The organism is Serratia sp. 201 (assembly GCF_037027545.1).
GTDB lineage: Bacteria > Pseudomonadota > Gammaproteobacteria > Enterobacterales > Enterobacteriaceae > Serratia > Serratia bockelmannii.
The window spans coordinates 147292-161506 of the sequence record NZ_JAXCHC010000006.1; the positions used below are offsets into that span (position 1 = coordinate 147292).

The following is a 14215-nucleotide window of genomic DNA, read 5'->3' on the forward strand; positions in this document are numbered from 1 at the left end:
CACGGTTCACACCCTTCCGCTCGCCCTCTTCCCGACACCCCGACCGTGCGGACGGAAGCCAGGATAAAAATCGGAGCAACACATGTCATATCAGCGTAAGCACAATACCGGCTACATATTGCGAATTTGCGGCATCGCCGCCCTGGGCGGCATTCTGTTCGGCTACGATACCGCCGTGATCTCCGGCGCGATCGAAGCGTTGAAAACCTATTTCGATCTCAGCCCGGCCGAAACCGGTTGGGCCGTCTCCAACGTGGTGATCGGCTGCGTGGTCGGCGCCTTCGCCGCCGGGCCGCTGGCGGCGCGCTGGGGCCGCAAAAAGGCGCTGATGCTGGCGGCGCTGCTGTTCACCGTGTCCGCCGTCGGCGCCGCATTGGCCCCGACCTTCACCTGGTTCGTCATCTACCGCATCATCGGCGGGCTGGCGGTCGGCATTGCCGCCACCGTGTCGCCGATGTACATGTCGGAGGTGTCGCCGAAAGACATGCGCGGGCGGGCGCTCAGCATGCAGCAATTCGCCATCGTCTTTGGCCAGATCGTGATTTTCTACGTCAACTTCAAAATCGCCAGCATCGCCAGCGAAGCCTGGCTGGTGGAAATGGGCTGGCGCTGGATGTTCGCCTCGGGCGTGATCCCCTGCATTCTGTTCTGCATCCTGGTGTTCGTCATTCCTGAATCGCCGCGCTGGAACGTGATGATGGGCCGCGACGATCAGGCGCTGGCGATGTTGACCAAGGTCTCCAACGCCGCCCACGCGCAGAATCTGCTGAAAGAAATCAAAGACTCGCTGCAGCAGGATCAACAGCAGCAGCACCGGAAGCTGAACTACGGCGATGTGCGGGTGCGGTTTATCCTGTTCGTCGGCTGCATGATCGCCATGTTACAGCAGGTCACCGGCGTCAACGTGATGATGTACTACGCGCCGGTGGTGCTGAAAACCGTCACCGAAAACGCGCAGGAAGCGCTGTTCCAGACCATCTGGATCGGCGTGCTGCAGCTGGTCGGTTCGGTCATCGGCGCCATGCTGATGGATCGCATGGGCCGCATTCCGCTGATGCGTTACGGCACGCTGGGCGCCATCGCCGGCCTGCTGCTCACCTCGTACGCGCTCTACACGCAGGCCACCGGCTATTTCGCGCTGTTCGGCATGCTGTTCTTCATGGTGTTCTATGCGCTGTCCTGGGGCGTCGGCGCCTGGGTGCTGGTGTCGGAAATCTTCCCGAACCGCATGCGCGCGCAGGGGATGAGCATCGCCGTCGGCTGCATGTGGGTCGCCAACTTCGCGGTGTCGCAGTCGTTCCCGATGATCAACGACCACCCTTACCTGTTCTCGCATTTCCACGGCGCCTTCCCGATGTGGATCTTCGCCGCCTGCTGTCTGTTCAGCTACTGGTTTATCGGCCGCTATATTCCGGAAACCAAAGGCGTCTCACTGGAAAAAATGGAGCAGGTGGTGATGGCCAAACGCCACCGCCAATCCCTGCCCGACGGCAAGCCGCTGCCGCTGGAAAACGGCAAATCCTGATCTCTCAACCCTGACCGCTGGAGTCATGCCCATGAACATTGCGCTGGACCGCTTCTGCATTAACCGCAAGATCGCGCCGAATCTCAATCTGGACCATTTTTTCCGCCTGGTGAAACGCTGCGGGCTCAGCAAAGTTGAGCTGCGCAACGACATGCCCAGCGGCAAGGTGACCGACGATCTGAGCGACGCGCAGCTCAACGCGCTCGCCGCGCAATACGGCATTGAAATCGTCACGATCAACGCCCTCGGCATGTTCAATCTGATGGATGACCCGGCGGCGCTGCAGCAGCGCGCCGAAGCGTTGCTGGCGCAGGCGCAGGCCATCCACAGCCGGGCGCTGGTGCTGTGCCCGCACTGCAGCGCCGACGACACGCGCAGCGAGCAGCAAAAACGCGACGACACCCTCGCCGCGTTGCGGCTGCTGGCACCGCTGTTTGCGCGCTATGGCGTACAGGGATACGTCGAACCGTTGGGCTTCGGCATCAGCTCGTTGCGATCGTCGCTGCTGACCCAGGCGCTCATCCGCGACTCGGGCGCGCCGTACCGTATCGTGCTCGATACGTTCCACCACTATCTGAGCGGCGTGACGCAAGCCGACTTCGACGCGCAGATCCAGGTGGCGCAGATCGGCCTGGTGCATCTGTCCGGCGTGGAGGACGGGCGGGATAAAGGCACGTTGAGCGACGAAGAGCGCATTATGCTGAGCGAGGGCGATCGGCTAGAGAGCCGCCGCCAGGTACAGAACCTCGAACGCCTGGGCTACACCGGCGTCTATGCCTTCGAGCCCTTCTCTTCACAACTGGACAGCTGGAGCGAGGCGGATATCGAACGGGAAATCCGCCAGAGCATCGCCCTGCTGCAAGGGTAAAAAAACGGCCTCCGTGGAGGCCGTTTTTCATGGCGTTACTTCAGGTTGCCGACCACCAGCTGGTGGCGCTCGTTGTAAAACTTACGGTAGGCCAAATAGCAGGCGATGATGGTTGACAGGCTGGCAGTAGAAAGCAGCATGAAGGTCACCATAATCTGGTATTTGATCGCTTTCACCGGATCGATACCGGCAAAGATCAGCCCGGACATCATGCCCGGCAAGCTGACCAGCCCAACGGTTTTCGCCGAGTCCACGGTCGGGATCAGCGAAGCGCGGATGCTGTCGCGGATCAGCGCCGCCGACGCGAACTTGGGCGTCGCCCCCAGGCTGAGCATCTCCTGAATCTTCTGCTGCTCGCCTTTGAAACGCTGGCCGAGGTTGGTGTAGCACAGCCCCACCGCCACCATGGCGTTACCGGCGATCATCCCGGAGATGGGGATCACCTGCATCGGTGTAAATTCGATGGAGCCGGTCAATACCAGCACCGCCAGCGTCAGCACCGCGCCGGTGGTAATGGCGATAAACGACGTCACGAACGCGTGTTCGATGTACTTGCTGCGTTTCTTGGCGTTGTAGGCCGCGTTAAAGCAGATGAACAGCACCATCAACACGGTGAGAACGGCGTTATCCAGGTCGAAAATATACTTCAGCACGTAGCCGACGATGATCAGCTGCACCACCGCGCGGCAGATGCTCCAGATAATGTCCTTTTCCAGCGCCAGTTTTTCCCGGTGGCTGATCAGGATGGCGACCACCACCAGCACCATCGACAAGCCCAAGGATTCGTTGGTGATGTTATGCTGATTCATGCTGTTGCTCCTGTTGCTCGGCGCCATGCGCGCGCAGGGTGATCACCTCGTCCGCATGCGCTATCTCTTCGGTATCGTGCGTCACCCACAGCACCGCCAGCCGGTGTTCCGCCACCAGTTGATGCACTATTTCGTTGACGTTGCGCTTATTTTCCTCGTCCAACGCGCTGGTGATCTCATCGAGCAACAGCACCCGCGGCATAAACTGCAGGTTGCGGATCAGGGACACGCGCTGCTTCTCCCCGCCGGACAGTTCATTGATGCTTTTGGTCAGCATCGCCTCTGGCAGCCCGAAACGCGCCAGATCGGCCTTCATTTTTCGCTCGGCTGGCGGTTCCTGGCGGATCTGGTAAGGCAGCGCCAGATTGTCGTAAACCGTATTGCCGAACAGTGACGGCGTCTGGAAGCAGTAAGAGACCTGCTTGCGATACGCCTCCGGCGACATCTCGTCGATCGCCTGGCCGTCGAAATAGAGCTTTCCGCTGGTCGGATCCATTAAGGAAGAGATGATTTTCAGCAGGGTGCTTTTCCCGCAGCCGGAAGGCCCGGTGATCAGTTTGAACTCGCCTTCACCCAGCGTGAAAGAGACGGAATCCAGGATCACCTGGCTGTCTATTTGATAATGAATATCATCCAATCTCAGTATGTCTTTCTTTTCCTTCATTACGATGCCGGCTCCCTACACCTGTTCCCGTCTGAGCGATAAGTATATGGCCGCAAAAAACATCTTAGCAATGGCTGTGCGGATGGCAGTGAACGAAGAGGGAGGATTGACGGAGCGAAACGCCCCGTCAAATGATAAATTTAATTAATGATTAGCTGTGGGAATAGTCAAAAGCGACCACCAGGGTCGAATCACTCTTTTTTTATCGCTGCCTGTTCGTCGCAGCTGTACCAACGGAGAGAATTGTTGATGCTGCGGTGGGTGCAGTGAACCTTGCCCTCCTTTTCCAGCGCCAGCAGCAGGGTGCGGGTGGTATAAATATTTTCGCCGCATTTATCCGCCAACTCGCGCGTCTTCGGCCACTGTTCCGGCGGGGGATGATGGCCCCCGGATCCTTCCACACGCTCCCTGCACAACCCTTGCAACACATTCAGCATCAGCGATTTTCTGCTTTCAAACGTTTTCGGCGCCTTGGCCATAGCATTCCTCCTGAGTGGTTACTGCTGAGCACCCCGCTCACGGCTGCACGTCAGCGATGCGCAGGGTGTAAATCATGGTGGCATTCGGGGGGATCGCCGGCGGGCTGCCCTGTTTGCCGTACGCCAGCGCCGGCGGCACCACCAGCGTGATCGAGCCGTGGCGCTGCAGCTTCTCGATAGCGGCGCGAAACAGCGGCGGATAGCGCGTCAACGGCTGCGAGATCACCGTCCCCGCCAGCTCCATGTCTTTGACCACCCGCCCGTCGGTCAGGCTTTCGCGCACCACGATATCTACCCGATCGTCGGCGCCGATCGCCCCGCTGCCGGCATAGTCCACCCGGTAGTAGAAACCGAGCGCATCCTGCTTGACGCCCTCCTGACGGGTAAAAGCGGCCAGATAGTCTTTACCGTCCAGAGGCGGAGCCTGCGTCTGCTGCGCCTGCTGCAAGCGCTGATGCGCCGTGCGCAGCGCGCTGTCGATGGCGGCCTCATCCAGCCGCAACCGCCCGGCCAGGGTATCGGCGATGCCCGCCAACAACAGCGGACTCTCCGCCTCCAGCCCCGCGCGCCGGTTCTCCTGCTGCAGATGCAGAATGTCGCGCCCGAGCGACACGCCGGCGGCATATGCCAGCTTGTCCGCCTCACTGGCCAGCACGGGTGGCTTGGCCGCCTGCTGCCGTTCGGCCAGCAAGGTCTCTACCCGCTGCTGCTGCTGTGCCAGTTGCGCCGCCAAACTTGCGCTGCGCTGTTCGGCCCGCGTGAGCGAAGCGGCCAATGCGCCCACCTCTGGCACCGGCGCAACGGCTTGCCGCAATCCCTTCAGGGCATCGGCCAGCGGCCGAATATCGACGACGACCCGCTCCCGTTTCGCCGCCGCCGCGGCCTGAGCCGCCGCCAACTGCCGCTCCAACTGACGGATTTTCTCCGCCTGTTGTTGCAAAGACTGCTTCAGCGACGTTAAACGAACGCTGTCTGCCCCGACGATGGCGGCCGGTTTGGTGGCCGGTTTGGTGACCGGTGCGGGCGCCGATTTACGCACTGTTTCTTCCCTGGGCGCGGCCGGTGGTGCCTGCCGTTGTTCGGCAAACTTCAACAGCGCGGGAATGCCGTCATCGGCGGCGCAAGCGGCCCCGCTCGCCGCTAACAGCAAAAGAACCATCGCCCATCCCTGCGCGCATCGCTTCATGGCTACAGATTCTCAACCCGGCTGGACAGATCGGACATCAGCTCATGCTCGACGTCGGCGCAGAATTTCTCGGTTTTATATTGATAAAGAGCATCTATCGCTTTACGGGTACTCTCATCCACGTTGCCGCGTACCCCGGCATATCCGGAGGCGTTGGAAAGAAGGCCGTTAAAATAGGCGATGCGTTTTTGGTAACTTTGCGGATTAATATTCTTTAATGAATTAACCCGTTGCTGACAAAGTGCGATGCGTTGCTCATCGGATTTATCATTAGGATTATTCTGTGAGATTTTTTTCACGGAATTCAGTTTTGTCTTGCTCCCGCCCGCACAGCCAGAAAGCGCCATAAAAGACAGCAGAAATATAGCCAAACCCATCCAGCGGCGCCCGCTGCAAGCATTAATCATCGTTATCATTCCGTTTATAATCCTTTAATTGTCACTTAGGTCATCATTATGTGGCGAACGGCAGCAGCACATGCCTTAATTTGATTAATCAAAATGGGTTAGGCGGTGAAAAATCCCTATACCGCAATGCGATAGGATAATTCACTACCGGTGTAATTGTTATTTAATTGTTAATCAATTAGGCTTAAACGCGAACTAAACGCGAATAAGAAACCCAATCTCTCGTGAACAAAAAACCATGAAACAACAATAAAAACAATGAATTATGTTTTATATTTTGTTTCTAAAGGGAAATGCATCATCTGCTGCCTAAGGGCGATATTAGCAAAACAATATTGTGAATTGTAGGTATCACCCTATTTCCCCCGATCTAATATCTCGCATATCGTTATTTATATAGTGATTTATACTGGATAATATTTGTATACGATCTATTGATTTTAAAGCAAATATGTTTCTTTTTCCTTTTGGTTTTATATTCTGAATTTGACTTAATTTAATAAAATCTATTTCCAAGCAATACTATTATTTGCAAGAATATTCCCAGCAACACGCCACACGTAAAACTCGTATTTTATTTACCAGAAAATCCATTGTCGATTTTCCAAATCTCGTTATTTCTCATAAATAACGGATGTCGGCGTATTGCCCAGAGCAAAAGGATCTGGCTCCAACCGCACGGACGGCGACATGGCGTTGCCGCCGCCGCGGGGGATTTAGATGTGCTGTTCTTTTATTTAAAAACTCTCTACAGGAACCTGAGAAATGAAACTGAATAAATTAATGCTGGCAACCGTGATTGCTTTCGCTTCCGCCTCTGTTGCTCATGCCGCATCTAATCAGGGCAGCGGTAAAGTCACCTTTACCGGCGAAATTATCGATGCGCCATGCAGCGTCGCGCCGGAATCCGTTGACCAAACCGTGCCGATGGGCCAGATCAGCAGCCGCATCCTGGCCAACCAGGGTAAATCCAGCATGCAGCCTTTCAACATCGAACTGAAAGATTGCTCCATCTCCACCATGAAAAACGTCAAAGTGACCTTTACCGGCACGCCTGATCCGGTCAACAACAAACTGCTGGCCCTGAGCGGCACGGCAACCGGCGCCGGCATCGTGATCTACGACAACCTGCACTCCAAAGAAGTGGAACTGGGCACCGCAACCGACGGTCAGGGTCTGAACGACGGCGACAACTCGCTGAAATTCGCCGCTTACCTGCAGGGCAGCAGCGCCTCAAGCGCCGTGGTACCAGGCGACTTCACCAGCGTGGCGAACTTCACCCTGGCTTACCTGTAATACCCCACAGGGGATGTCTCAGGGCATCCCCCGCTTTATTGCATGCCGCGGATACCGGCAAGGGAACAGGGAAAGACAGGGAGACGCCAGCATGACTATCCGCCTTTGCGGCCTGTTGCTCATCGCGCTCAGCGTCGGCAGCGCGGCGGCGGCAGCGAAAAATCAGGGCCACGGCAAAGTCAGCCTGGGCGGCACCATCGTTGAAACGCCGTGCGGCATCGCCAGCGACAGCCTGGATCAAACCGTCGATTTCGGTCTGATTTCCATGACCGACGCCTCGCAGGACGGGCAATCGGTGCTGATCGGCAGCCGCCGCCATTTCACGATCAAACTGGTGAACTGCGAGCTGGCCAGTCAGGTGAAACCTGACTTCATCTATCGCGCGGCCAACGTCACGTTCGACGGCACCGCTGACAGCGGGGATCCTTCCCTGCTCGGCGTTTACGGCGAGGCGCAGGGCGTGGCTATCGAGCTGTTGACCGATGCCGGCACCCCAATCCCGCTCGGCAGCACGACGGCGGATTACCAGATCGTCGCCGGCGACAACACGCTGCGCTTTGGCGCGCAGTTGCGCCTGCATCCTGACAAGGCGCGGGCAGGCGGCTTCAGCTCTCTGGCCAAATTCACCCTGTCTTATCTCTAGCGCCGGCGGGCGCTGCACAGCATTACGTATTCAGGTCGTACGGATGACCTGCTATTGGGCGCGGACTTGCCATGAGTGATTATGCTATGACGTCATTACTGACACGGAAACACCTACCTCTCCTCGTCATTCTATCTTTCCTCTGGGTACGTCCGGCATTTTCCGCCACGGAATTCAATACCGACGTCCTGGACATCGGTGAGCGCAGCAAAGTGGACCTTTCGCGCTTCTCCGACGCCGACTACGTCATGCCCGGCGCTTATTTACTGGACATCAAGATCAACCAGAAAACGCTGCCTCAGCGCAGCATTCAGTATTTCCCGTCACCGGATAACAAGAGCGGTAGCCAGGTGTGCCTGCCGCCTGACCTGGTGGAAAAAATGGCGCTGAAAGAAGAGGCGGCCAAAAAAATCACCCTGTGGCACGACAACCAGTGCGCCGACATTCGCGGCATCAAAGGCGCGACCCTCTCCGATCGCATCGGCGGCGGCGTGCTGGCGATCACCATCCCGCAGGCGTGGATGAAATACTCCGATCCCGACTGGACGCCGCCCGAACAGTGGGACGACGGCATTCCCGGTCTGCTGCTGGACTACAACCTGAGCGGCCAGTTAGGCAAGCAGAATCACAACAACAACACCGCCCAGAACCTGAGCAGCTACGGCACGCTGGGCGCCAACCTGGGCCCCTGGCGCCTGCGCGCGGACTACCAGGCCAATTACAATCAGCAGGCCGGCGATCGCAGCACCGGCTTCGACTGGAACCAGATCTACGCCTACCGCGCGCTGCCGATGCAGGCCGCCAAGCTGACGCTGGGTGAGATTTATCTCGACTCCGGGGTGTTCGACGCCTATCGCTTCACCGGCCTCAATCTGGCCAGCGACGAGCGCATGCTGCCGCCGAACCTGCAGGGCTACGCGCCGGAAGTGCGCGGCATCGCCAAGAGCAACGCCAAGATCACCGTCTCGCAGGAAGGCCGCACGCTGTACGAAACCACCGTGCCCGCCGGGCCGTTCGCCATTCAGGATCTCAACAGCTCGGTGCGCGGCAAGCTGGACGTCAAGGTGGAAGAGCAGGACGGCACCGTCTCGACCTTCCAGGTGGATACCGCCACCATTCCGTACCTGACCCGCCCGGGCTACGTGCGCTACAACGTGGCGCTCGGCAAAACCTCGGCCTACGACCACCGCACCCAGGGCCCGCTGTTTTCCGCCAGCGACTTCTCCTGGGGGCTGAGCAACGCCTGGTCGCTGTATGGCGGGGCGCTGCTCGGCGGCGACTATAACGCCTGGGCGCTCGGCCTCGGCCGCGATCTGAACGTGTTCGGCGCCATGTCGCTGGACGTCACCCAGTCGATCGCCCGTCTGCCCGGCGAGCCGACCGCCAGCGGTATGTCGTTCAAGCTCAACTACGCCAAACGCTTCGACGAGCTGAACAGCCAGATCACCTTCGCCGGCTACCGCTTCTCGCAGCGCAAGTTCATGAACATGTCGCAGTACCTGCAGGAGCGTTACGGCGATTACGACAAGAATTACAACGGCCGTCAGAAAGAGCTGTACACCATCACCGCCAGCAAAACCTTTATGGCGGAAGACAGCGCCAAGGCGATCACCGCCTACCTGACCTACTCGCACCAGACCTATTGGGATGCGCGAACCCAGGACCGTTACGGGCTGTCGGCCAGCAAGCTGTTCAGCGTCGGCGATATCAGCAACATCACCGCCTCGCTGTCGGCTTACCGCACCTATTACCAGGGCCGCACCGACGACAGTGTGATGCTCAACTTCACCGTGCCGATCGGCGACCGTCGGCGCGTCGGTTATGCGCTGCAAACCAACAACGGCGATGTCACGCAGACCGCGTCGTACAACGACTACAGCGATCCGGACAATACCTGGCAGGTCAGCGGCGGCTTTAATCAGTCCGGCAAATCGCTGGCGCGCGGGTACTACACCCACAACGCCTCGTTTGGCTCACTGAACGCCAGCGCCTCTTACCAGCAGGACAGCTACTCGTCGATCGGCGGCTCGTTCCGCGGCGGCCTCACCGCCACCCGGCACGGTATCGCGGCGCACCAGAACTCGAGCAACGGCGGCAGCCGCATGATGCTCGACACCGACGGCATCGCCGGCGTGCCGATCAACAACGGCCGCGCTTACAGCAACCGCTTCGGGCTGGCGGTGATTTCCGACATCACCAGCTACTACAACACCGACACCCGCATCGACGTCAACAAGCTGGCAGACGACGTCGAGGCCACCCGCGCCGTGGTGCAAGGCACGCTGACCGAAGGCGCCATCGGCTACCGCCACTTCGAGGTGGTGAAAGGCAGCAAGCTGCTGGCCACCATTCGCCTCGCGGACGGCAGCGAACCGCCGTTCGGCGCCGCGGTGCTGAGCGAGAAAGGCCGCGAGGTCGCGGTAGTCAACGACGGCGGCTCGGTCTACCTGACCGGCGTGCAGCCGGAGGAAAAACTGGACGTCGCCTGGGAAGGCCAACGCCGCTGCCGCATCGTGATCCCGGGCGCCGCCAAGCCGCTGGACCAGCTGCTGCTGCCGTGCGCCACCCTGTAATCCGTAACGCTGAGAAATAATGACATGAACACACACCCGATAACGCTACTGACCGCCGCCGGCCTGGCCCTGAGCGCCGTACTGCCCACCGCCGACGCGGCGATATCGCTGGATCGCACGCGCGCCGTCTATGTGAGCGACGCCAAATCGATCAGCCTGAATATCGTCAATGAAAACAAAGAGCTGCCCTTCCTGGCGCAGTCCTGGCTGGAGAACGAGCAGCACCAGAAAATCACCTCGCCGCTGGTGGTGCTGCCGCCGTTGCAGCGCGTGGAGCCAAGCGAGCGCAGCGTGGTACGCATCACCAAGACGCCGGAGGCGGATCGCCTGCCGCAGGATCGCGAGTCGGTGTTCTACTTCAACCTGCGCGAAATTCCGCCGAAAAGCACCAAAACCAACGTGATGCAGCTGGCGCTGCAAACGCAGATCAAGCTGTTCTACCGGCCGAAGGCCATCGTCGCGCCCAAGGGCCAGGTGTGGCAGGAAAAGCTGGTGTTCCGTAAAAGCGGCGGCGCTATCTCCGTCGATAACCCGACGCCGTTTTACATCACCCTGACCGGCATGACGCGGCAGACGCAAAAACAGGGCGGCGGCGCGATCGGCGGTTTTCAGCCGCTGATGCTGAAGCCGAAATCCAGCGAAAGCCTCAAGCTGCACGATACCGGCATGAACAGCTTCGTCATCACCTACATCAACGACTACGGCGGCCACCCCGAACTGCGCTTCGCCTGCAACGGCAGCGTTTGCACCGCCGTGCCCGAGAAAAAATAAGGAGGTCCAGCATGGCTGAATTCACCGATCGACTGCGCCCGCTGCTGCTCGGCGCACTGCTGTGCGGCGGCGGCGCGATGGCGGCAACGCCGCTGGGCGTGATCGAAGGCACCACCGGCACCGTCAGCTTTCACGGCGGCCTGCTCAGCTCCCCCTGCAGCCTGACGCCGGACAGCCGGGATCAGTCCGTCGATCTGGGCGACGTCAGCGCACGCGACTTCCGCAACGCCGGCGATCGCAGCGCGCCGGTGCGTTTTCGCCTCTCGTTCCGCAACTGCCTGCTGGGCGCGCGCGCGCTGGCGGATAACCCGGCCGGCCCGCGCAACGGCGACGCCGGCCGCCTCTACCTGCAGGGTGAGCAGGCCGCCACGCTGGTATTTCTTGGCGAAAGCGACGTCGACAACCCGTCGTTGCTGAAGCTGAACGGCGGCGTACAGGGCATCGGCCTGCGGCTGCAAGACCAGCAGGGCCAGGTGCTGGAGCTGAATCAGCGCAGCCGCCCTTACATTCTGCAGCCCGGCAGCAACACTCTGTGGTTCAGCGCCAGCGTGGAATCCACCCAGCGGGCGGTGATGGCCGCCGGGTTCGCCGCCGTGGCGCACATTCAGGTGATTTACCTGTGAGGCTCGAGAACGCGATGAAAACACAACTGACCAAACTCTGCCTGCCGCTGGCGATCGCACTGGCGGCCCCCGCCGCCTGGGCCAACGGCTACGTCACGCCGGACGGCGGCCCCAAACAGTTCTATATCGACCTCAATCAAAGCAACATCACCAACCAGGTAGGGTTCACCAAACTGTTTCCCTATGATCTGGGCGGCACCTATACCGGCAAGGTGTACTGCGATACCCCTATTCCCACCAGCCCGCACTTTTACAAGTCGGATTCGGCGTTGCCCCCCTCCGACTACGGCAACGGCTATTTAAAACTGAATGACTTTTTGGATTTAAAAGCCGAGGTGTGGATTGCCGGCAACAAGAATGCCTACGTCACCGTGCCTTTTTACAACGAATCGAATTTGCTGAGCCAACACCGTTGCCAGCCGCCGTACTTACAGGTCAACAACTACGGCAGCGGTTCCAAAGGCAAGATCACCTTCCGGGTGCGCAAAAAGATCATTAACGGCGTCGAGATTAACGATCGGCAGATCATCGAGATGTACGGCCGCCTCGGCTCGACCGACGGCGGTTTCGGCCCCAATCCGATGGCGCAGGTGTTTATCCAGTCCGCGATCCTCTATGTACCGGATAAATGCGTGGTGAACGAAGGCCAGCTGATCAACGTCGAGTTCGGCGAGATCGGCGGCAGCGATCTCAACGGTTCGAATTATCCGCAGAGCATTCCGGTGCGCTTCCAGTGCGAGGGCGGCAGCTTCGAGGACGGCACGCTGAACATCAAGCTGGCGGTGTCGGGCACGGCGGCTTCCTTCAGCAACGAGGTGTTCAAAACCGACAAGAACGATCTCGGCATCCGGCTGACGCACAACGGCCAGTTGGTTATCCCGAATGAGTTTTACCCGGTGCCGAACATCGGCAACGGCGGCTCCTGGAACCTGGTGGCGGCGCCGTTCGCCAACGGCGGCGCAGAGATCGGCGAAGGGGAATTCAACGCATCGGCCACCATCGTGGCGGCATTCCAGTAACCGAGGGAGGAACGGAAAATGCGTCTACGCGCTTTAGCGCTGCTGAGCTGCGCGCCCTGGTGGGTTGCCATACCGGCGGCGGCGAACACCGAGCTTATCGGCGCGCCGGTGCAGTTCCACGGCACCGTGGTGAGCCGCCCGTGCAATATCGAACCGCAGTCCGCCGATCAGCTGGTGGAGATGGGCACGGTGATCGTCAAAAACCTGTACCGCTACGGCCACACCACGCCGGTGCCGTTCAGCATCAAGCTGACCGACTGCAAGACCACGGTGTTCAAATCCGTCAGCGTGACCTTCAGCGGCACCGAAGACGGAGAGCTGCCGGGCAAGCTGGCGATCAACAACGGCGCGAACGGCGCCGCCATCGCCCTGTTCGATCATCAGGGAGCGGACATCGACCTGAATAAGGCCACCAGTGCCGTCGCGCTGCAAAACGGCCCCAACAGCCTGAACTTCACCGCCTATGTGCAGGGGCAGCCGAGCGCGATCCAGAACCAAAGCATTACCGAAGGCGAATTCACGTCCGTCGCCAATTTTGTGCTGGCGTACCAATAAGCCCGCACCACCCCAGGGAAATCAGGAAAACGACCGGCGCGCGAACGCCGGCAATGGGCCGTCACCGTTCGCTCCGGCGCGGTGCCACGGCCCTTTTAAGGAGCCACCCATGCCAGATATTCGCTTCACGCTGTTCGACAGCGATAACTTCTACCAGCAGGGGCTGCGTCTGCTGCTGCAGGACTATCTGCACTCCCTGAACGAATGCCAGCGTCTGTACCCGCAGTTCTCGCCGCTGGCGCTGCAGGCGTTGGATAACATCGAAATCGTGTTTCGCACGCCGGAAGAGCGCTGGGGTTGCGCCTGCTGCTACCAGAGCGCCTACGGCATCCCGCGCCAGCGGCAGCTGACCCTGCTGATCCTCGACGACACGACCCAGCAACAGGTGAAAAACCTGCCGCCGCTGTTCAGCATCCATCGGCGCGATTCGGCCTATGCCATCCGTCTCAAGCTGCAGATGGCGCTGGAAAAGTTCATCCAGCATCCGTGGGTGGCGCTGCACGCCGCCGGCCTGTGGAAATGCCAGGCCTGCCGCATCGCCGCGCTCAGCCACTGCGAAAAAAAGGTGTTGGGTTTGATGAGCAGCGGCATGTCCGCCTGCAGCATCGCCGGCCTGCTGCAGCGCAGCCAGAAAACCATCAGCGCCCATAAGCGTTCGGCGATGCGCAAGCTTAACGTGCGTAAAAACAGCGAGTTGAATAAGGTGCTGCTGAATCAGCGGGGGCTAAGCTGAGCGACAACAGGCTCGCGAGTGATATCAGAGTGGTTTACTCTGAATACTCATTTTTGTACTGCAA

Annotated in this window: 15 protein-coding genes; 10 read left to right on the top strand and 5 right to left on the bottom strand. The window is 59.5% G+C overall.

Annotation, left to right across the window (positions count from 1 at the left end; all coding sequences use genetic code 11):
• The first annotated feature begins 82 nt into the window (after positions 1–82).
• Together WA302_RS23780 and WA302_RS23785 are read left to right on the top strand one after the other, a co-directional pair.
• Positions 83–1525 (top strand): sugar porter family MFS transporter, encoded by a 1443-nt coding sequence (locus tag WA302_RS23780; protein WP_025304580.1) that lies wholly within the window; start codon positions 83–85, stop codon positions 1523–1525.
• 31 nt (positions 1526–1556) lie between these two features.
• Positions 1557–2393 (top strand): TIM barrel protein, encoded by an 837-nt coding sequence (locus tag WA302_RS23785; protein WP_049205590.1) that lies wholly within the window; start codon positions 1557–1559, stop codon positions 2391–2393.
• Between the two features lie 35 nt (positions 2394–2428).
• Here the strand turns inward: WA302_RS23785 and fetB are convergent, their stop codons facing one another.
• The 5 genes from fetB to WA302_RS23810 all read right to left on the bottom strand — a co-directional run bounded on the left by fetB (position 2429) and on the right by WA302_RS23810 (position 5908).
• On the bottom strand, positions 2429–3202 hold the full coding sequence (gene fetB, locus WA302_RS23790) for an iron efflux ABC transporter permease subunit FetB (RefSeq protein ID WP_025304582.1): 774 nt from the start codon (positions 3200–3202) through the stop codon (positions 2429–2431).
• Complete coding sequence (gene fetA, locus WA302_RS23795) at positions 3189–3866, bottom strand: iron efflux ABC transporter ATP-binding subunit FetA (RefSeq protein ID WP_004930881.1); 678 nt, start codon at positions 3864–3866, stop codon at positions 3189–3191. The genes fetB and fetA overlap by 14 nt, the downstream gene beginning before the upstream one ends.
• 191 nt (positions 3867–4057) lie before the next feature.
• Positions 4058–4345 (bottom strand): FaeA/PapI family transcriptional regulator, encoded by a 288-nt coding sequence (locus tag WA302_RS23800; RefSeq protein WP_004930885.1) that lies wholly within the window; start codon positions 4343–4345, stop codon positions 4058–4060.
• Between the two features lie 37 nt (positions 4346–4382).
• Positions 4383–5504 carry an FKBP-type peptidyl-prolyl cis-trans isomerase N-terminal domain-containing protein gene (locus WA302_RS23805; RefSeq protein ID WP_235211372.1) on the bottom strand — a complete coding sequence of 374 codons (1122 nt, stop codon included), beginning with the start codon at positions 5502–5504 and terminating at the stop codon, positions 4383–4385.
• A gap of 29 nt (positions 5505–5533) precedes the next feature.
• The gene (locus WA302_RS23810) at positions 5534–5908 is read right to left on the bottom strand and encodes a hypothetical protein (RefSeq protein WP_373275267.1); all 375 of its coding nucleotides are present in this window, start codon (positions 5906–5908) and stop codon (positions 5534–5536) included.
• Between the two features lie 795 nt (positions 5909–6703).
• On the opposite strand from WA302_RS23810, the gene WA302_RS23815 reads away from it, so the two are divergent.
• The 8 genes from WA302_RS23815 to WA302_RS23850 all read left to right on the top strand — a co-directional run bounded on the left by WA302_RS23815 (position 6704) and on the right by WA302_RS23850 (position 14151).
• Positions 6704–7234 carry a fimbrial protein gene (locus WA302_RS23815; protein ID WP_015379342.1) on the top strand — a complete coding sequence of 177 codons (531 nt, stop codon included), beginning with the start codon at positions 6704–6706 and terminating at the stop codon, positions 7232–7234.
• 91 nt (positions 7235–7325) lie between these two features.
• Positions 7326–7877, top strand: a complete 552-nt coding sequence (locus WA302_RS23820) for a fimbrial protein (RefSeq protein WP_025304586.1) — start codon at positions 7326–7328, stop codon at positions 7875–7877.
• 86 nt (positions 7878–7963) lie between these two features.
• The gene (locus WA302_RS23825; protein ID WP_060435168.1) at positions 7964–10450 is read left to right on the top strand and encodes a fimbria/pilus outer membrane usher protein; all 2487 of its coding nucleotides are present in this window, start codon (positions 7964–7966) and stop codon (positions 10448–10450) included.
• A 24-nt stretch (positions 10451–10474) separates the two neighbouring features.
• Positions 10475–11221, top strand: a complete 747-nt coding sequence (locus tag WA302_RS23830; protein ID WP_049294961.1) for a fimbrial biogenesis chaperone — start codon at positions 10475–10477, stop codon at positions 11219–11221.
• An 11-nt stretch (positions 11222–11232) separates the two neighbouring features.
• Positions 11233–11844: a fimbrial protein gene (locus WA302_RS23835; RefSeq protein WP_049294962.1), complete on the top strand. Its 612-nt coding sequence runs from the start codon at positions 11233–11235 to the stop codon at positions 11842–11844.
• 14 nt (positions 11845–11858) lie between these two features.
• Complete coding sequence (locus tag WA302_RS23840) at positions 11859–12863, top strand: fimbrial protein (protein ID WP_025304590.1); 1005 nt, start codon at positions 11859–11861, stop codon at positions 12861–12863.
• Between the two features lie 18 nt (positions 12864–12881).
• Entirely contained in the window at positions 12882–13418 is a 537-nt protein-coding gene (locus WA302_RS23845) for a fimbrial protein (RefSeq protein ID WP_336064765.1), read from the top strand.
• A 109-nt stretch (positions 13419–13527) separates the two neighbouring features.
• Entirely contained in the window at positions 13528–14151 is a 624-nt protein-coding gene (locus WA302_RS23850) for a helix-turn-helix transcriptional regulator (protein WP_043139025.1), read from the top strand.
• Positions 14152–14215: the final 64 nt, after the last annotated feature.